The 18717-nt window shown below is 65.8% G+C and carries 13 protein-coding genes; 5 read left to right on the top strand and 8 right to left on the bottom strand.

From position 1 onward, the window contains the following. The first annotated feature begins 181 nt into the window (after positions 1-181). A complete protein-coding gene (locus tag G4L39_RS05685) occupies positions 182-823 on the top strand; it encodes an NUDIX hydrolase (RefSeq protein WP_165106600.1) in 642 nt (213 codons plus the stop codon). A gap of 32 nt (positions 824-855) precedes the next feature. Here G4L39_RS05685 and G4L39_RS05680 read toward each other — a convergent pair whose 3' ends face one another. The 3 genes from G4L39_RS05680 to G4L39_RS05670 form a co-directional block, all read right to left on the bottom strand. Beyond that, positions 856-1638 (bottom strand): HAD family hydrolase, encoded by a 783-nt coding sequence (locus G4L39_RS05680; protein WP_165106598.1) that lies wholly within the window; start codon positions 1636-1638, stop codon positions 856-858. Positions 1639-2376: 738 nt separating this feature from the next. Then, on the bottom strand, positions 2377-3645 hold the full coding sequence (locus G4L39_RS05675) for a TIGR02710 family CRISPR-associated CARF protein (protein WP_165106597.1): 1269 nt from the start codon (positions 3643-3645) through the stop codon (positions 2377-2379). 129 nt (positions 3646-3774) lie between these two features. Continuing rightward, positions 3775-4731 (bottom strand): phosphotriesterase family protein, encoded by a 957-nt coding sequence (locus G4L39_RS05670; protein ID WP_205880811.1) that lies wholly within the window; start codon positions 4729-4731, stop codon positions 3775-3777. Between the two features lie 374 nt (positions 4732-5105). On the opposite strand from G4L39_RS05670, the gene G4L39_RS05665 reads away from it, so the two are divergent. Next, the gene (locus G4L39_RS05665) at positions 5106-6590 is read left to right on the top strand and encodes a nicotinate phosphoribosyltransferase (RefSeq protein ID WP_240893830.1); all 1485 of its coding nucleotides are present in this window, start codon (positions 5106-5108) and stop codon (positions 6588-6590) included. Between the two features lie 104 nt (positions 6591-6694). Continuing rightward, on the top strand, positions 6695-7555 hold the full coding sequence (locus G4L39_RS05660; RefSeq protein WP_165106593.1) for a menaquinone biosynthesis family protein: 861 nt from the start codon (positions 6695-6697) through the stop codon (positions 7553-7555). 86 nt (positions 7556-7641) lie between these two features. Here G4L39_RS05660 and G4L39_RS05655 read toward each other — a convergent pair whose 3' ends face one another. The 3 genes from G4L39_RS05655 to G4L39_RS05645 form a co-directional block, all read right to left on the bottom strand. After that, positions 7642-8556 carry a glycosyltransferase family 2 protein gene (locus G4L39_RS05655; RefSeq protein WP_165106592.1) on the bottom strand — a complete coding sequence of 305 codons (915 nt, stop codon included), beginning with the start codon at positions 8554-8556 and terminating at the stop codon, positions 7642-7644. 434 nt (positions 8557-8990) lie between these two features. After that, on the bottom strand, positions 8991-9893 hold the full coding sequence (locus G4L39_RS05650; RefSeq protein WP_165106591.1) for a glycosyltransferase family 2 protein: 903 nt from the start codon (positions 9891-9893) through the stop codon (positions 8991-8993). 38 nt (positions 9894-9931) lie between these two features. Further along, positions 9932-10753, bottom strand: a complete 822-nt coding sequence (locus G4L39_RS05645; RefSeq protein ID WP_165106590.1) for a methyltransferase domain-containing protein — start codon at positions 10751-10753, stop codon at positions 9932-9934. Positions 10754-11257: 504 nt separating this feature from the next. Here G4L39_RS05645 and G4L39_RS05640 point away from each other — a divergent pair. Together G4L39_RS05640 and G4L39_RS05635 are read left to right on the top strand one after the other, a co-directional pair. After that, a complete protein-coding gene (locus G4L39_RS05640) occupies positions 11258-13951 on the top strand; it encodes a YfhO family protein (RefSeq protein ID WP_165106589.1) in 2694 nt (897 codons plus the stop codon). Between the two features lie 41 nt (positions 13952-13992). After that, positions 13993-15408: a Gfo/Idh/MocA family protein gene (locus G4L39_RS05635; RefSeq protein WP_165106588.1), complete on the top strand. Its 1416-nt coding sequence runs from the start codon at positions 13993-13995 to the stop codon at positions 15406-15408. 76 nt (positions 15409-15484) lie between these two features. On the opposite strand, the gene G4L39_RS05630 is transcribed toward G4L39_RS05635, so the two are convergent. Further along, positions 15485-17842: an alpha-amylase family protein gene (locus tag G4L39_RS05630; protein ID WP_165106587.1), complete on the bottom strand. Its 2358-nt coding sequence runs from the start codon at positions 17840-17842 to the stop codon at positions 15485-15487. Positions 17843-17924: 82 nt separating this feature from the next. Next, a complete protein-coding gene (locus tag G4L39_RS05625) occupies positions 17925-18296 on the bottom strand; it encodes a metallopeptidase family protein (RefSeq protein ID WP_165106586.1) in 372 nt (123 codons plus the stop codon). Positions 18297-18717: the final 421 nt, after the last annotated feature.

Raw genomic sequence — 18717 nt, 5'->3', positions numbered from 1 at the left:
TCACCAGCCCACGGAAACCCCTCGTCCACCGGCGCACGCCACCCAACCCACCCGCAGGAAACCCGCGCCGACAGGCCGCTGAAACAAAGGCCGGGTAGCAATCTTTGGGGCTCACATCGCGGGTCCGCCCCCAACGCATCGGAACCTTGCGAGAACCTTTCACCGCTCCCATCCTCCTCGCATGACGACATCGTCTGCACCGGCGGAACCGACCCTGCTCCGTCTGGCCCGTCGGATCCAGGCCCTGGCCCAAAACGGCCTGACCTACACCGAGGGCGTTTACGATCGCGAGCGCTATACCGAGCTGCTCGAACTGGCTGCGGAGTTGATGGCACTCCAATCCGACACGCCGGTGCCGGTCATCCGCGACCTTTTCCTCCGCCAAACCGGCTATGCCACCCCCAAGGTGGACGTCCGCGCCGCCGTCTTCCAAGCCGACCAGGTCCTCCTGGTTCAGGAGGACGAGGATGGATTGTGGACCCTCCCGGGCGGTTGGGCCGATGTCAACGACGCCCCCAGCCACGCCGTCCGACGCGAAGTGTTCGAGGAGGCCGGACTGCAGGTCCGGGTGACGAAACTCGCCATGGTCCTGGACCGGTCGTTGCACCCGCACCAGCCACCGTTCCCCTTTCACGTCTACAAGCTGTTTTTCCTGTGCGAGCCGACCGGGGGCACGCTCCGACCCGGCACCGGCATCCGTCAGGCCGGGTTTTTTCCTCGAGCCGGACTGCCGCCGTTGTCCCTCACCCGCGTGTTGCCGGAACAGATCCACCGCCTGTTCGAACACGCGGCAAATCCCGCGTTGCCGACCGACTTCGATTGATCCGGACCTGGGACGGCGTCGGGTGCGTTCTTTCAACCGCCGTTGTTCGTGAGTCGTTCCAGCGCCTCGACCACCCCCTCACCGTGCGGCTGGCTACTGACATGCCCGCCCGCCCGCCGAACGGCGTCCTGCACCGCCTCCACCGCATTGGCCGGCGCGGCCAGGTAACCCGCAACCTCCGGCCTTAACATGGGCAGGTCATTGTAATGATCCCCCGCCGCAAAGATCCGGTCCGGGCCCAACCCCAAACGCCGGGCCAGGGCGGTCAGGGCCGTGCCCTTGTTGTAGTCCGCATGGCCGAACCGCGCGTACACATCGTTCCGCACATAATCCAGGCCGGGAATCCGGCGGCACAGCTCACGCGCCCGGGCCTCGATCGCATCCGCGTCCCCGGCGTGGGCCGCCACCACGCAGAACGGCGACCACGCATCGGCATACACCGTGGCCTGGAACCGTTCCTCCACCCAGGCCGCCAGCTCGGGCACATGCGGCCGTACCCGCTCGAACAGTTCATTGTGCGCCCGGTGACAGGCCCGGTTCCATTCCGCCCATTCCACGTAAGTGCCCTGCTCGTGGATGTACACCTCCCGCTCCACCAATACCAAAAAATCGGGCCAGACCGGCGACCCGGCCCGGGCCAGCGCCTCCAGCAACGAACCCAGGTCACGACCCGTGTTGATCACCCAACGGCCCCCGGCCCGTTGAAACCGGCGGATCCAGTCCAAAAACCGCGGGGACAACGGCGGCTGTTCAAACTCGGCAAAAATGGTGCCGTCGAAATCGGTGGAAACGAGCTCAACCCTCGAATCATTCATTTCCCGGTTCCCATCCTCCCTTCTCAGCGGCGTCGGCCCGGCCGAAACCACACTGCGCGCCCCGGCCGCACCGGCGCCATGGAGCCTCATCCTATACCCGGTCGCCCGGATCTGAACAAGCCCGGCGGTGCACCGCGAAAACACCGGGTTCACAGTCCCACTTGCGGACCGTGCGAACGAACCCTTCGCACTTCGCCCAAACCCGCTCCTGCACTGTGGACGAGCTCGCCGCCGAGGGCACTCAGGCCGCCACGCCGATCATCATCGGGCATCCCGCACTCGCTCGGAAGCCGCTACCGGCCATCTTTCGACCGGCAACACCGAATGCCAACGCTGCCAATCACACCCAAGTCAGGGGCAGGACGCAAAAGCCTGCGGGCCGGGGGTCGAACGCCCTGCCAAGGTCACGTTCGCGGAGTCCGAGGATGGATCTGCGCCCGGCTGGGTCCGTGGCGAACCGGCTGCCGGCTGCCATTCGAAGGCCAAAAACAGAGCCGGTGATGCCCTGCCACTGGGTTGGGCGCCCTTTTGTGCGGTCCCCTGCGTCGAACGGCTGCCATGGGCCGGCCAGGGCCCCAAGTGAGAGTCAGATCCGCAAAACCATGCCAGGAGCCCGGGGCAAAACGGACTCAACGCCCCCGCGCAAGCCCCAAGCCCGTCCTGCCGTGCCGTGGAATGGAAAGAGGACGCGTGAGCCCCGGTTACCCGCCGGCTCTCGCCCGCCGCGCGAGGATCTGTTCACTCCAGCCATTCCAGTCGGAAGGCCGGAATCGGGTTGGCCTCTTTTTGCAGGTCGAACCCGAGAAATTCCGAGGCCAGGGCTTTCATTTCTTCGAAGCCGTCCTTACCCACCGGCTTCACGCCATGCGCGAGGATCCCTGCGTTTCGTTTTTCGGTGGCCATGCGCCACCGGCTTTTCCTACCCTGATCAAGATCCGCCACCACAACCCGGGCCTGCGGATGGTCCAAAACTGCCAAAGCCCGAAAGACCTGTTCCATGCTCAGCTTGACGTTGCCGTCCTCTCCGGGCTGGCAAAATGGCTGTGCCTTGAGCGGCTCGGGCAACCGGGACCAGTCCCCGGCCGAGCAATGCCCGTGAACGATGAGCCCGCCGGTGGCGGTCTTCAACCAGATCTGGCCCTGCAATTCCATGGCCCGGTAGAGCCGTGCGGCGGCGTCTTCGTACCGGCACTGCGAGGCCGTGCGCAATGCATTGTCCAGCAGTTCGCGCAGCAGCAGCTCCTCGTTGGCAGGTTCCGTGCATGCCTCACAGATCTCTCTGCATCGCCGTGCCCAGGCAATCAGGCCGTGATCCTCCTGCCCCTCGTACACCAGCTCCAGACGACCCAGCGCAGTGTGCAAAAGGCTGTTGGCTTTTGAGAAGTCCAAGCGGTGTCGGGCGGCCAGCCCGCTTGCCAAAGAGGCGAAAGCTTCGAACCGCCGGCGTTTGGGCACCTTGGGAGCGGTCTGCTTCAGTATGTCGGCCGCCGGCTCGTACAGGTGATGGTCCCACAGCTCCTTGACCTTCTCCAGTTCACGAACGGCCAGTTCGTGCCAGGGATTGCATTGTTCAACGCGTTTCTCGGTGCCGGGAATGACGGCACCCAGTCCCTGCCTGTCCCGCTGGTGGCCGCCCACGTAGCCGAACCGGTGAAAGCTTTCGATCCCGGCCAGCACCAGCGCCGCGCTCATCGTCTTGGTGCCCCCGGTGTAATCCACCAACACCTCCTCGGGCAGCACCCTTGCTTCGCGAAGGATCTCCGGGATCCTGCGACGCAATTCCCGATAACACGGACCCAGCTCCTCATACCGTTCCACCTCGATGTAGCGCGCCAGCGGTCGCCACTCGAGTTGCGCCTGCACGGCTTCTGCCGTGGCGCGGCTGTCGGGCGAGCAAAAGTACCACACGTGTTCCGGTTGATAATGCCGCAGGACCTTCAGGAGCGGGTCGGGGGTTCCCCCCACCGAGGCGAGCACGGCACGGACCTTGGGCTCGGCAGTGTTCATGATTGCGCAGCAAGTGTGGGCGATGCCCCCCGGCGCGGCAAGTTTTCGGGCATCCCCGGCGGTTGGACCGAAACCGGTTTTAGTCCGGGCACCTGACCCGGCGAAGGGCCGCACGCACGCCGGTGTGGTTTAAAGGGCGCGCACGCGAATGGCGAATGCCCGGGCCGGATTCTCGCGCAAGAGTTGATCCAGCTCCTCCGGAGAACACCCGGCGGTCCGGAGGTCGGGCAACAATCGTTGGAACACGCTGAAGTAGGGCCGGGGATTGCCATTGCCGAACGGTTTCAGGGCGGCGCCACGCAGTGTTTCGCCCTCCACGGCCCAACCGTCGTCGTGCGAGACAAGCACCCGACGCCATTGGCCGGCGGTTTTCAGGGCGAGAATCGCCTGCAGATACCGCTCCGGCTGGCCGGGACCGAGATTGTAACCGTCCAGGCTGATCCAGCCGCCGCGGCGCGCCACTTCAATCCTTTCGGCGTCGGTCCCGTTCTGCGCATGGACCCAGACAAACGCCTCCGGCGACACCCCCGCGGATTCGAGGATCCGCAACTGGTCCAGCGCCGCAGCACCGTCGCCGGTATGCGCGCAAATCGTCAGCCCCGTGCGCAGGTGAACCCGGGCGGCTGCCCGGAGCAGCTTCGCGTGCAGGGGCGGCAAAGGCCCGCGATCGGTCCCCAGTTTGATGAAGCCGGGTCGGATGTCGGTCCCCTCGATGCCGCGGGTCCACTCCTCCAACCACCGCGCGGCCAGTTGTTCTTCGCTTTCCTCGTGGGCGTGCGCCGGCAGATAACGGTTACCCACGGCGCCGTAGTAACCCGTGTTGGTCACAATGTGCAGTCCGCTGGCCTCGCTCAGACGCCGCAACAGGGGGACGTCGCGTCCGATGTACCGCGGTGTGCACTCGAAGAGCGCGGTCACCCCGCGTTGCCGCAGAGCCTGCAAATGCGGCAGAATCTCCTCGACGGCACGCTCGCGTTCATACCTCGGTCCGGGGGCCTTTTCCGCTCCGATGAAGTCGGTGACGATGTGTTCGTGGGTCAGGGCCGGACCCAACGCGTCGGCGGGAATCGGACCGCAGACGGTCATGACGCGGGCCTGGCCGTCCCGCACGGAGGGGGCCGGCTTCCGGGGGCCGGAAAACGGTTGGCAACCGGCGGTAAGGAGGAGGGTCCACTGAAGAAAATCCCGGCGGGAACACATCCGTGGCATGCGGGGTCGGCCGGGCAGGTCACGGGCGGGGCAGGCCAATGGCCAATCCCCTCCCCGGAGGCTCGGGGTTGAAGGATCCACAAATCCGGCAGGCGGCTCCTTCATGAACGCGAAGCTTGGGCTCCGCCCTGACTCCGTCAAGTCGGACCCGTTCCCCGCACCCATTGGGGCCGCCGATCGTCCGGACAAGCCTCATCGCCGCAGCGACGGCGGCTTGCCTGGTGCACCGGGAAATGCTGAGGATGAGGTCCATGCAACCACGGGATCTGGCGCGAACGGGTTGTCCGCTGGTAACCGACCTCTACCAGCTCACCATGGCCCAGGGGTTTTGGAAATCCGGCCGCGCGGATCGGGAGGCGGTTTACCACCTGTTCTTTCGCGAAAACCCGTTTGGAGGCGGGTTTACCGTGGCTTGCGGGCTGGCCCATGTTGTGGACCACCTCGAATCGTGGCGGTTCCATGACGAGGACCTCTCGTACCTGGCCTCGTTAAAAACCCCGGCGGGCCGGCCGTTGTTCGACCCCGCGTTCCTTGAATACCTCGGAGGTTTGCGGTTCCGGTGCGACATGGACGCGGTACCCGAGGGTACGGTGGTGTTTCCGCACGAGCCGTTGGTACGCGTGCAGGGACCGATTCTGCAGGCCCAACTCATCGAAACGGCGCTGCTGTACTGGATGAACTACCCCACGCTCATTGCCACCAAGGCGGCGCGCATCTGCCTGGCAGCCGGAGAAACGCCGGTGTGGGAATTCGGTCTGCGCCGCGCGCAGGGGGGCGACGGGGGGTTGATCGCCGCGCGTGCGGCCTACGTGGGCGGTTGCGCCGGCACTTCCAATGTCCTGGCCGGTCGGCAGTGGGGTTTGCCGGTCCGTGGAACCCACGCCCACAGCTGGGTGATGGCCTTCGAGTCCGAGCTGGAAGCGTTCCAAACCTTTGCCGATGCCATGCCCGACGGTTGCGTTTTGCTGGTGGACACCTACGACAGCCTTGCCGGTGTGCGGCACGCCATCCAGGTCGGCCGGCAACTCCGCGAACGCGGACTGGATCTGGCGGGAATCCGGCTGGATTCGGGCGATCTCACCTGGCTGAGTCGGCAGGCGCGGCGCATGCTCGACGAAGCCGGTTTCACCCGCACCCGCATCCTCGCCAGCAACGACCTGGATGAACACCAGATCGCCCGACTCCGACACGAAGGGGCCTGCATCGACGCCTGGGGCGTCGGCACCCGGCTGGTCACCGGCTGGGAACAACCCGCCCTGGGCGGCGTGTACAAGCTCACCGCCGTGCGTGCCCCCGACGGAGCATGGCAACCGCGCATCAAAATCTCCGAATCCGCCGTCAAAACCACCACGCCGGGCCGCCTCCAGGTCCGCCGCTTCGAACAAAATGGCCTGTTTGTGGCCGATGCAATCTACGACCTCGACCACCCATTGCCCGAATCCTGGGAGATTGTGGACCCGGGCGATCCCACCCGCCGCAAGCGGATTCGTCCGGGCCTGCCCGCCACGGACCTGCTCCAGCCCGTGTTCCGTGGCGGCGCACGAGTTCGGGAATTGCCCGACCTGGAAACCATCCGGCGCCGGACCCGCGAGCAGTTGGCGCGACTGGACCCCGGCATCCTGCGCCTGGCCCAGCCCTACACCTATCCGGCCGGGCTCGAACGCGGCCTGCATGAACGAAAACTGCAAATGATCCTGGCCGCCCGGAGTGCGCCGGCCGGTGACACAGCCGCCTGAGCCAGCCACGCTGCCGCACCGGCAAACAATCCCGCACCGCGACCCGTCCACCCGTCCGGGTTTGGGCTCGACTTCCCGCCTCCCCTGACGACATTGGCATCCTCATGCAGGAGACGGTACTCACACTGGGGCATTCCCCGGACGCCGACGACGCCTTCATGTTCTACGCGCTGGCCGAGGGCAAAATCCCGACGCCGGGCCTGCGATTCGAACATGTCCTTCAAGACATCCAAACGCTCAATGAACGGGCGGTCCGGGGTGAACTGGACATCACCGCCATCAGCTTTGCCGCCTACCCGCGCGTGGCCGGGCACTACGCGCTGCTGCCCAGCGGGGCCAGCATGGGCGACGGATACGGCCCCCTGGTGGTCGCCCGCCGGCGCTTGAGCCGGTCCGACCTCCTCCGGACCAGGATCGCCGTGCCCGGGGTTTTGACCTCCGCCTTCCTGGCCCTCCAACTCTGGCTGGACCGGCCCGCCCGGGAGCTGGATTACGTGGTGGTGCCCTTCGACCAGATCTTCGACGCACTGGCCGAAGGCAGGGCCGAAGCCGGCCTTATCATCCACGAAGGACAACTCACCTACGCACGCAGCGGGCTGGAGGTGTGCGTGGACCTCGGCCGCTGGTGGGGCGAGACCCAGGACGGTTTACCCCTGCCCCTGGGCGGCAACGTGATCCATAAACGACATCCCGAAACACTGCGACAACGCGTGGCCACCCTCCTGACCCGGAGCATTCGCTACAGCCTGGACCATCGCCCCGAAGCGCTCGCTCACGCCCTGCGGTACGGCCGCGGACTGGACCCCGCCCTGGCCGACCGCTTCGTGGGCATGTACGTCAACCATTGGACCCTGGACTACGGGCCACGCGGCCGCGAAGCCATCCGCCGGTTCCTCGCCCTGGGCCACCAACGCGGCCTGATCCCCGACGCCCCCGAACCGGAATTTGTGAAGCTCGAAGGCTGAACGGTAGGGCAGCCGGCCGATGGTAAAGGCCGGAATGAGGGGCCTCCGACCGACCCCGAATCAGCCCGCCCGCCTCCGAAGGCCTTTCAGCCGGTGTAGTGTTCCTCGTACCAACCAAAACGGCCCAGGCGCCAATCCCGAATGCCGCGCCAGATGCCCCGGGCGTTTTGCCACCGACCCATGGCAAGAAACAGCGCCATCTTGGCCGGGCATACCAACCCCAGGTAAGCCCCACGGACCAGTGGGGATCCGACCGTCGGATGACGTTCGAGCAGATGAAGGTTGTTCCGTGTGCTGTAGTACAGCTGCACCGGCCGGTTTTTGGCCAGGGTGGTCGAGGTCTTATGCCACATGCGTGCCGTCGGCAGGTAAACCACCCGCCAACCTGCCTCCCGGATGCGCAGACAAAGGTCGGCATCCTCGGAGTAAAAGACGAACCGCTCGTCGAAGAACCCGACCTTCCGCAGCGCCTCACTGCGCAGTAAAAAGCCGCAGCCCGTCACGAAGGCACACTCCCGGATCCGGTTGTACCGTGGCGCGTCGCGTCGCATAAACCCGTAATGCCAGGGGTGGCCCAGAAAGAAGAACCCGCCGGCGCTCCAAAGCCGGTCGGCTGGTTCGTGGAAGTAAATCTTGCAACCCACCACCCCCGCGTCGGGATGCGCCTCGGCATACTCGACGAGGTTGCGGATCAGGTCGGGCGCAACCAGCACGTCGTTAGTGGTGCTGAAGATGTAACGGGTCTCGTCCACGACGGACTGCAGGGCCAGGCTGGCGGCCCTGGCATAACCCAGCCCGCGCTCGTGTGCCAGCAGCCGAACTTCGGGAAACTCCCGGCGGACCATTTCCTGGGAACCGTCCGAGGACGCATTGTCCGACACCACGATGCGCAGGCCCGGATACTCAACCTGCCGGAACGACAGCAGCGTCTCCCGGAGCGAATCCCTCAGGTTCCAGTTGACAATGACCACGCCGACTGGAGGAAAGCGATCGAGGTTCATAGCCATCGTGAGCCGGGGATGGATCTGTTCGAAACGACCGGCATGTCGCCCACGCAGAAGAGTCCCGGGTGGCTCCACGGACAAGGCATCATGTCGGCCCGCTCAACTTCCGGTCGCGCCCACCGGGCAGGAGGCCGGAGCAACCCACCGTCCCGGCAGGTCGGGTCCCCGTACGGCTCCCATACCAGGGCGGGAAGATCAGCCCCCCGCAACCGATTTCCCACACCGGCCCCCCAATGCGCTCGAGATCGCACCGGAGGCATCCACCGGGGTGAATGAGCCTGATGACCGATCCCCTCGCGCCGTGTCCCGGCGCACGGCCGCGACTTTTGCCGGTGGTGGATGACGCACGGTTGCTCCCTCGGCAACCCGGCCCTGGCCCGGTGAAATTCGCCTTTTGGAAGTTCCACGTGATCAGCCTCCCTTTCCATCGATCAATGCCGGCTTTCGAGCCGCGGCTCTGGAGCGTTGCCAGGGGCCGAGGGCAGAACCCGGGCGCCCCTGCGGCCCAACAGGCCATCTCGAATGCCTCGAAGGGCCCAGGAAACGCATTCCCGGCGCCCGGATTCCAGGCAGCCGGCCTTGATACCGTCGAGCACGAACCAAAAGAGATCATGCACGCACCACCCGGGGGCACTGCACCAGTACCGGCGGTACAACAGGATGCGGTTGCGGAAGATGTAGTAATAGCGCCAGGGCTGATGACTCCGGATCGTCAGGTTCCATGGACCCAATCGCACCGGACGCGCCCGACCCAGATTGTGACGAACCCGTACGCAGGGGGCGCGGCCCAGCCGATACCCCGCCCGCCGCAGTCGCAGACAAAAATCAAAGTCCACGTAGTCAATGAAGAGCGACTCATCGAAACCGCCCACGGCCGTCATGGCCTCGGCCAGGACGAGCGCTCCCGAGCTGATCGCACTGGCCACCGGTTCGCAAACTGCGGACGAGGACGAAAGCGGCACCTTCGAGTCTTCTCTGTTTTCCGACTCGTGAACCGGACTCAACAGCGCCAGCCGGGAAGACCAGGGACAAAGCTCCCAGGTGCGGAGCATGTCGTTCAGGTAATCCCGGGGGATCCAGGTGTCCTGATCAAACAGCGCCACCCACCTGACCTGCCGGGTCTGAAGCCGGCGGATCCCGATGTTGAGCGCGGCGGCGATGCCGCGGTTCGCATCCAACCGCAGCAGCTCGATGCCCGGCAGCGCCTCCAACTTCTGAAGCACCGCCTCGTGACGGGGCCCGGATCCGTTGTCCACGATGACCACGCGGGGGAACTGGGCCGCCACGGCTTCTGCACAAGCCCGCGCCTCCTCCGACGGACGGTACGTGACCATGACGGCCGCAGTCCGTTCGGACCATGGAGATCCCCCGCTCATAGAGGCTTTTCCGCAACCAGGAAACATTCCTCCCCGCACGGCTCTCCCTTTCGGATCCTCCGGTGCTCGCGACACTGCAACATCACGGCGCGCACCGTCCGGAGGATCGAAACCGGCGGGGGATCCGGCACGGGCTTTCCTGCGACCGCTTGAAGTGTGAGACTCGCGCCCAGAATGACGTCGGCATGGGCGGCGGATGAAACACAGGTGCGGACGATGTATCCTGCCCGTTCGGCCAGCCGCCGCAACAGGTCGGGATGGTACAAACAAAAATGCCGCGGCGGTTCCAGCCCCCTCCAAGCCCGGCCGAACCGCTGATGTCCCAGGCTTTGAATGTTGGGGGTCACAATAACCAACCGGCCGCCCGGCCGAAGCAACCGCCGGGCTGTCTCAAACACGGGTCTCGGATCCGGCAAATGCTCCAGGACATGCCGCAGGGTGATCGCGTCGTAAACCGACGACGGCAGGTCCAGAGCGGTCAGGTCGCCAAGGTGGACCGTCAGCCCGCGACGCCGCGCAATCCCGGCCGCGCTCGCATCGACTTCGCTGCCCTCGGCAGTCCAGCCTTTCCGCCGCATGTGGTCCAGAAACCCGCCATCTCCACACCCCACGTCCAGCAGGCGCCCCGGTTGCATGTCGCCCAGTCCGGCTTGGTGCAACAGCCTCATCTCCTCCGCCAACCCCACGATTTGTGCAACGACGGAGTGCAGAGCCCGGTAGACGCCGTACAGCAGATCCCGGGGCGTCCGCCCGCCAGCTTCACCAGAAGTGCGGTGCGTGTAGTAGCTCGCGTACAGCCGCGGAACTTCTTCAGGCACGGGAACCGGATCCAGCCACGCCAATCCACATTCCCGGTCCAAACAGTGACGAATCCGCCACGCACCTGGCACTCCATACAGAAGGTCCTTCAAACCAGAATGCACGATCCGGCCCTCCCGGCCGCAGAGAGGACAGGCGGGTCGGTCCACCGCGCAAATGGCGCGATCGTCAGCCTGATCGCTTCCACCGGCGCCTGGGGCAGGCACGCCACAAGGATTCACCGGCTGGAGTGTACCGAAGGACTTGACGCCATTGTCAACGGTGTTCCCAGAAACCCGGAAGATCTGCGCGGAATTGCCCCCGGGACAGGGGTCGAACCGCGGTTCGCGAAAAACACGGGCGTGGTCCCCGGTCGCCGCGCCAAAGGCCGGTTGGCCGGCCACTCCCAGGGCACAACCGAAGGTTTCGAAGCTCCAAGGGACCTCAGCAGTATCCCATGCCTGCGGCGAAGGGTTTGCGCTTGGCGTGCATTGAAGGGCAGACCTATGCTCCCGGCCGCGATCATGGAGCTATCAAACCGACCAAACCACCCGGGGCGGATTGCCGTGGTCTGCAGTGCTGCGGCCATGCTGTTGGCGTGCGGGATCCTGTTCCTGGACAACTTTCGCCCCGAGCGTGTGCTCTTTTCCAACGACGGACCGTATGGCGCCATGGAGGCGGCCCATGCCAATCCGTGGAGGACCCTGACCGGCTACTGGCACGACCTGAACTGGCTCGGTTACAGTGCCCCCGCAACAACGCCGGGCATCACGACGTTGTTGCGTCTGCTGACCACCACGCTGGCCTTCTCCAAACTCTATGCGCCGTTTTCATTGTTGTTTGTGGGATGGGCGGCCTGGGTGTGGGCCCGGCAGATGCGATGGTCCCCCTGGGTGGCCGGGTTGCTGGCGCTGTTGACCAGCCTGAACGGCGATTTCTTTGCCACCGCCTGCTGGGGCGTGTGCGCCCAACCCATCGCCTTCGGCTGTAATTTCCTCGCCCTGGCCGCCCTGGCCCGCCCCGACGCACCCCGCCCGTGGCTCCGCCTGGCCCTGGCAGGGTTCGCCGTGGGACTCGGGGTCACCGAGGCCTACGACATCGGGGCGCTGTTCAGCCTGGTGGTGGGCGGCTACGTGGTGTTTCAAGCCCTGCAAACGGACCGGCCCGTTCTCTCTCGAGTCGGGTCGGCCCTGAGCCGGCTCGTGCTGGTGGCCGGCTGCGCGGCCCTCATCGCCGCTTCCACCCTCAGCACGCTGGTGGCCACCCAGCTCCGCGGCGTGGTGCAGGTCCAGGAAGAGACCGCTTCGCGCGAGGAGCGCTGGGCCTGGGCCACCCAATGGAGCCTGCCGAAGGCCGAGTTCTTCAGCCTGATGGTCCCCGGGTTGTTCGGTTACCGAATGGACACCCCGGGCGGGGGCGACTATTGGGGCCGCGGCGGCAGCGACCCGGCGTGGGACAGGTACCTCGCGGGGGACCGACAGGGCCCGCCGCCGCCGGGGTTTTTCCGTTACGGGATGGGCAGTGGATACGCAGGCATGCTGGTCTGGGTGCTGGTGGGGTGGACGCTGGTGCAGGTGACCCGCGGGCAAAGGTCCACGTTCACAATCAACGAACGGCGCGCGGTGGTATTCTGGATCGTGGTGGCCGTGGTGGCCACGCTGTTGATGTTCGGACGGTTCGCCCCGTTTTACCAGCTGTTCTTCGCCCTGCCCTACGCATCGTCGATTCGGAATCCGGCCAAGTTCATGCACATCCTGGAGTGGGCGTTGTTGATCCTCTCCGGGTACGGCCTCCAATCCCTGTGGCGTGGCTGGGTAGAGGGCCCTCAGCCGGCGCCCGGGTCCCCGGGGGCGCGGAACCAGCCCGCTCACCCCGGGCCGGGGCTTTGGGAACGGCGCTGGCTGATCGGAAGCGCGGTGGCCTTTGGCATGGCCGTCCTGGCCTGGCTGCTGTACGCACAGGCGCAACCGCGGTTGGAGGCGTACCTGACGGAGATGCATTTGCTGGAGATGCAGGCCCAGGGGATGGCCGGGGATGAAGCCTGGGCGCGTGAACGGGCCCGGGCCCAGGCGGCTTTCAGTGTGGGGCGTGCCGGGAGGTCGGTGTTGTTTCTGGGCCTGGCCCTGGGTTGGGTGGGCTGGGCGGTCCGGGGTGGTTTCCGAGCCCGCCCGCTCTGGGCTGGTGGATTGGGTTGTGTGCTGGCGGTGGTGGACCTGGCGCCCGCCAATCAACCCTGGGTGGTGACCTACAACTGGAAGGAGCGTCTGGTGGAGGCCGGGGACAATCCCGTGTTTGAACTGCTGCGGCAGCGACCCTGGGAGCATCGGGTGGCGCTGGCCGAGCCGTTCCTGCCCCGCCAATACGCGCTGCTGGCTCAGCTCTACCGGGTCGAGTGGATGCAGCATTTGTTTCCGTTCTACAACATCCAGTCGCCCGACATCGTCCAAATGCCGCGGGTGCCCGTGGAGGTGGAGGCGTTCGAGAATGCGTTGTCGCGCCGGCCCCGTCCCGGGGAAGCCATGACGAATTGGACGCAACGCATCCTGCGCCGCTGGGAACTGACCAGTACCCGTTATCTGTTCGGTGCGGCCGGCATGGCCGAGGCACTGAACCAGCAGGTTGATCCCGGGAAACGCCGCTTCCGCGAATTGCTTCCATTCGAAATCCGACCCAAAGGGCCCGAGGGACCGTGGCTGATTCGAACCAACCCTGCCGGCCCGTTTGCCCTGATGGAGTTTACCGGGGCGCTGCCCAAGGCCGGATTGCACGGTCACTGGCAGGTGGTGACCAACGACGCCGAGGCCCTGGCGTTGCTGGCGGATCCCTCCTTCGATCCGCACAAAACCGTGTTGGTGTCGGAACCGTTACCGGCCCCCGGTGACGCGGCCACGGCCACTCCGGCAGGTACGGTCCGGTACGAAAGCTACGAACCCAGGCACGTCGTGTTCCAGGTGCATGCGGAACGGCCGGCAGTGTTGCGGCTCAACGACAAGTTCGATGTCCACTGGCACGCACGGGTGGACGGTCGTCCCGTGCCGGTGTTGCGCTGCAACTACGTGGTGCGCGGCGTTTACCTGGAGCCCGGGGAACACCGCGTCGAGTTTCATTACCAGCCGCCGGTGGGTCCGCTGTATGTGAGCCTGGCGGGCGTTGCGGCCGCCGTCGCATTGCTGGGACTGGCCTGGCGCGCGGAGCGGGGCGGTCGTGACAAATCATGACGTGACAAATCCGCCGGACCCGCTACAGACTCAAGGTTGCTATGAAAACGAACCGTTCTCAGCCTCGCCGGATCAGCCGACGTACCTTCCTTTCCACGGCGGCCGCAGCCGTGGCGTTTCCCACCATCATCCCTGCCAGCGCCCTGGGAGCCAACGGCCGACCTGCACCGTCCGAGCGGATCACCATGGGAATTGTGGGCTGGGGCATGCAGGGGCCCAGCAACACCCGCGGGTTTCTGGTCGAGAAAGATTGCCAGGTGGTGGCCGCCTGTGACGTTCACAAGGGCCGTTTGCAAGCGGCCGTGGACACCATCAACCGCCACTACGGTAACAAGGACTGCAAGGCTTACACCGATTTCCGGGAGATGTTCGCCCGCAAGGACATTGACGCGGTGATGTTGGCGGTGCCGGACAACTGGCACGGGATCATGTCGGTGGAGGCGGCACGGCAGGGCAAGGACATCTACGGAGAAAAGCCCCTGGCCCGGACCATCGCGGAACAACAGGCCATCGTGCGGGCCGTGCGCCAGTACGGTCGGATCTGGCAGACCGGTTCCTGGCAACGCTCGGAACGACACTTCCGCTACGCCTGCGAGATTGTGCGAAACGGTTTGATCGGCAAAATCCAGCGGGTCGAGGTGGGCCTGCCGGCGGGACATCACGATTTCGCCGGCACGCTGAAGGCTTTCCAGGAAAAGATGGCTCGCATCCCCGGCGCACCTCGGAACCCGGCGGAGGTCGTGCCCGGCACACCGGCCTGGGAGGCCGCCGTGTCCGATCCACCACCGGAGCTGGACTGGGACATGTGGCTCGGCCCCTCGCAGATGGAACCCTACATCGAGGTCCGGGCGCACATGAACTGGCGCTGGAACTACAACGTGGGCGGCGGCCAGTTGCTGGACTGGATCGGGCACCACTGCGACATCGCCCATTGGGGCCTGGGCAATGACGACCAGATCGGCCCGCTGGAGATCGAGGGCGTGGGCGAGTTTCCCCCGGCGAAGGCGATTTGGAACACCTGTACCCGATACCGTCTCACCGCCAGGTATCCGGGAGGCATCGAGGTCGTGATCGCCGGGGGCCACGAGGACATCCGCAGCGGCACCAAATGGATCGGAACCGACGGTTGGGTGTGGGTCAACCGCGGCAACGCCTTTGAGTCGTCCAACCCCGAGTGGAACGAACGCCGCTCCCTGCCCGACGACCTCCGGAAGGTCAAGCTCTACGAGTCCCCGGGACACTTCCGAAACTTCCTGGACTGCGTCAAATCCCGGAAACCCACGATCACACCGGTCGAAGTGGCGCATCGTTCGGCCATCCCCGGCCATCTCGGGCTGATCGCGTTACTGCTGGGTCGAAAGATCCGCTGGGACCCCAACAAGGAGATCATCCTGGGCGATCCGCAGGCCAGCCGACTGCTTTCGCGGGAGCTGCGGGCGCCGTGGCGTCTGACCTGACCGTTCCGTTCAGCGCAACACCCGGGCGCGGGTTTCGAAGGAAACGGTGTGCGGGCCGTGGCCCGGCCCTGCCGGATCACGGCCACTGCACGCGCCAGCGAACGGTCCCTCCCTGATCGGGACGCCACCGCACCCGCAGGAGACGGCCCTCGCGCCGGACCGGTTCCGGTGTCACCGGGAAAGTCTCACCCGAGGCCGTGACGAGAACGATCTCCACGCGCGGCAGGTCGGTGAAGGAAGTGGTTTCCGGCAGCACAATGCGCAGTTCGTAGGGGTCCCCACGAACGATGGCGCTCCGACCCGAAAGGCTGCGGCTGCTTTGCTCCCAGGTTTCACCCTGCACGTCCACCAAGCCCTGGGTCACGTGCCGGGAAGTGCTGAGCACCTGGGGATGATCTGCAGCCGGGCGAAACATCAGTACACGACACGCCCGGGCCGGAACTTCCCACTGCAACCGGGTTTGCACCCGACCGCCCGGGCGGTCTTCCCAAAATTCATACGTTTCCCAGGGTCGCGTCGGATCCAGCCCGAGCCCGGCCAGTGGAACATCGGCTTTCCAGGGCTCGGCGTCCCAGTTGAACAGGCCCACAACCACGCGCCCGGTGCCCGCCGAATTTTCCCGGACCACCCAGATGCGTGCAGGTTCGCGCTCGAACAGGTCCACAGGCCGGGCAAGATGTCCGTGGGGCGGCAGGGTGCGCTTGAGGATGTCGAGTCTTTCCGGAGGCAGGTCCGGCAGCCAGTCACTGTTCATCCACAGGTTGCCGCTGAGGTTGACCCAGGAACAGATCAGACGCGCCTGTTCGAGAGGCACCGCCGACCGCACGTACACCGGGTCGGGGTCGTTGTACCAGACGCGGCCGTTGAGAAAGTACTGGCGCGAGCTGAACAGCGGACCGCGGATCAGCCGGTCCCATTCGGGGCCGTTGTCCGGTCCCACTCGCATGGCATCCACGCAACCGATGGCCGCCGCATAGGCCCGCATGTTTTGGGCCGCATTGCAGCCCAGCAGGAATACGTCCGGACCGGCGGCGGCACGGACCAGCTTGAGTCCGTCCCGCAGCACCTCGAGATTCGATCGGCGCGGGTCATGGAACCGCGCGTCTCCCATGAAATCCTCCTTGTACCCGCTGTTGATGTATTGCTGGCGGGTGGCGCTGCCGGTCCACAGCCCGTCCAGTTTGAGGTATCGGAACCCCCACTCGTGCACAATGCGGCGCGTGACCGCCTCGACATGGTCGCGCGCCCCGGGATGGGTCAGGTCCAGGCAGGTCCCGCCCCAAACGGTTTCATAGGGCGAACCGTCTTCACGGCGCACGAACCAGTCCTGGTGCGGCGCAAACCAGGGATCATACCACGTACCCGCAAAGGGCATGAACCAGAGCCCGGGCACAAGCCCCAGACTGCGCAGGTGGTCGGCGGCCGCTTTCATGCCCGACGGATAAGGCCCCCGGGGATCGTGGGTGGTGAAATTGCGGCGGGGCCCGTTGGTGGAAAAGCCGGCCTGCCACCGGTCGTCAATCTGAACCACCTGGAAACCGAACGGAGCCAGTTCACGGGCGGCCAGTTCGGCCAGTTGCTTCAGGTGCACCTCGTCCGACGCACCGCCGTGGGGTCTCGAATACCACGTGCAATAGCCCGAAGGTTGGGACGGTAACCGGATCCGGTACCGCAGCGCCACAAGGTCGGCCCACTGTTCCAGACCGAGCCGCGCGTCCTCGAACCAGCCCGCAGCCCAGGTTTCCGACCGGACCTCCACGCCCGGGTCGAGTTGAACCCGACCATAATCGAGTCGGGCACGAACCTCGATGCCGCTGGTCGTCTGCGACGGAAACCATACCCCGCTGCCCCGGTCCTGCGTGATCCATCCCAGCACCAGGCCGGACCGCGACTGCGGCCGCGCCACCGCCAGCCACACGTACGAACCCGCACTCCGATCCGGAGACGCCAACCCCCCGGTCCCGAGCACACGCCATGCCCCGGGATCGGTGGCCACAGAAACCGTCCCCTCCCAAAGCTCCCACCGCCGCAGCCACCCGTCCTCAAACATCGAAGACGGATATGTGACCCGACCAAACACAAAAGCGTGGCCGGGATAAAGCTCGAGCCGAAACCGGCCGCCCCCGGCCTGGCGCAGCTCCAACGCCTGGCCCCGGCCCAGATCCGCATCCTGTACTTCCCTGCGTTCGACGCCCACGACCGCCGGGCCACCCGGCCGCACCCGCAAAAACTCCCCGCCCTCCGGTTGCCGCGCCAGCATGATGCATCCGGCGGTCGGATCCCACTGCACGGTCAAAACCTCATTGCTGATGGCCACGGGCCCCGGACCGGCCGCGGCGACCAAAACCCCGCACGGCAAAAGGCAGAGGATTCCCATCGCACCCGCGCAGATGTCTGCCCGTGCCCTCGCGATCCATCCCAACCCGGCGTTCACAAAACCGAATCTAACTCACATCCGCCCGGGCGGCAGATCGGAAAAACGTTCGAGCCAAACTCCCCCAACCACCCACGCCCGGTCATTCCAGGCCGCGCTCGGTCAGCTCGTCCTCGCTCAAGCCAAGGTAATGCCCCAGTTCGTGCAGGTACGTGGTTCGGACCTCCTCGCGAAAGGCCTCCTCGTCACCGCCGGCAAATTCCCAGAGATTGAGCAGGAACAACAAAATCTGCGGCGGCAACGGCACAAGTCCCTCCTCGCCGTACGGTGCACCGGTGAACATGCCCAGGGTATCCGGCGCGTAACCCTCCTCCCGGAGTTCCCTGCCGGGCCGGCGCTCGAACGTGACCGGCACTTCCCGCGCCCGGGCCCGCAGCGGCTCGGGCAACGCTTCCAGCGTGGCCTCCACCTCCGCTTCCGCCAGCTGTCTGAGTCTTTGCCAACAAGGTTGCATGTTGGGTCGGCCCGGTTCGGCCCGGATTCCCCGCGCTGCCAATCCCCCACCGGGCTGCGACCACGAGTTTCCAAAGTCCGAGCCCTCGTCGCCAAGCGCGAAAGCATCCACGCAAAGCCACTCCTGAATCCTTAGCCAGCAGTAGGTGCGGCGTGTCAAAGGGTGTTTTCGAATCGGAGGAGTCTCTGAACGTGATCTGGGAGGGCTCTGGGGCCCATCGGGGAGGCCTCTGTGGCCGATCTGGGAGGGGTCGCCCGGGCGCCGGAAGGGCCGCAGGGCCGTGCCAGGGTGGTTTTTTCCAAGATGCGGGCACGGTCCAGCCCTGGCACTCGTCGGGCAGGCAAAGCATCTGCACGGCTTTCATCAGGTTGTAGGCCAGCGCCGCAATGGCGTAGAACCTCCGATTGGCCACCAGGCTGGC

Origin of the sequence: Limisphaera ngatamarikiensis, assembly GCF_011044775.1 — a bacterium.
Taxonomy (GTDB): domain Bacteria; phylum Verrucomicrobiota; class Verrucomicrobiia; order Limisphaerales; family Limisphaeraceae; genus Limisphaera; species Limisphaera ngatamarikiensis.
This window is presented reverse-complemented; position numbering and strand designations above follow the sequence as displayed.

What these genes read in the sequence shown, in the direction of transcription:
- G4L39_RS05685 (WP_165106600.1), top strand. Translation starts at nt 182, where the DNA reads ATGACGACATCGTCTGCACCGGCGGAACCGACCCTGCTCCGTCTGGCC.
- G4L39_RS05680 (WP_165106598.1), bottom strand. Translation starts at nt 1,638, where the DNA reads ATGAATGATTCGAGGGTTGAGCTCGTTTCCACCGATTTCGACGGCACC.
- G4L39_RS05675 (WP_165106597.1), bottom strand. Translation starts at nt 3,645, where the DNA reads ATGAACACTGCCGAGCCCAAGGTCCGTGCCGTGCTCGCCTCGGTGGGG.
- G4L39_RS05670 (WP_205880811.1), bottom strand. Translation starts at nt 4,731, where the DNA reads ATGACCGTCTGCGGTCCGATTCCCGCCGACGCGTTGGGTCCGGCCCTG.
- G4L39_RS05665 (WP_240893830.1), top strand. Translation starts at nt 5,106, where the DNA reads ATGCAACCACGGGATCTGGCGCGAACGGGTTGTCCGCTGGTAACCGAC.
- G4L39_RS05660 (WP_165106593.1), top strand. Translation starts at nt 6,695, where the DNA reads ATGCAGGAGACGGTACTCACACTGGGGCATTCCCCGGACGCCGACGAC.
- G4L39_RS05655 (WP_165106592.1), bottom strand. Translation starts at nt 8,556, where the DNA reads ATGAACCTCGATCGCTTTCCTCCAGTCGGCGTGGTCATTGTCAACTGG.
- G4L39_RS05650 (WP_165106591.1), bottom strand. Translation starts at nt 9,893, where the DNA reads ATGGTCACGTACCGTCCGTCGGAGGAGGCGCGGGCTTGTGCAGAAGCC.
- G4L39_RS05640 (WP_165106589.1), top strand. Translation starts at nt 11,258, where the DNA reads ATGGAGCTATCAAACCGACCAAACCACCCGGGGCGGATTGCCGTGGTC.
- G4L39_RS05635 (WP_165106588.1), top strand. Translation starts at nt 13,993, where the DNA reads ATGAAAACGAACCGTTCTCAGCCTCGCCGGATCAGCCGACGTACCTTC.
- G4L39_RS05625 (WP_165106586.1), bottom strand. Translation starts at nt 18,296, where the DNA reads ATGCAACCTTGTTGGCAAAGACTCAGACAGCTGGCGGAAGCGGAGGTG.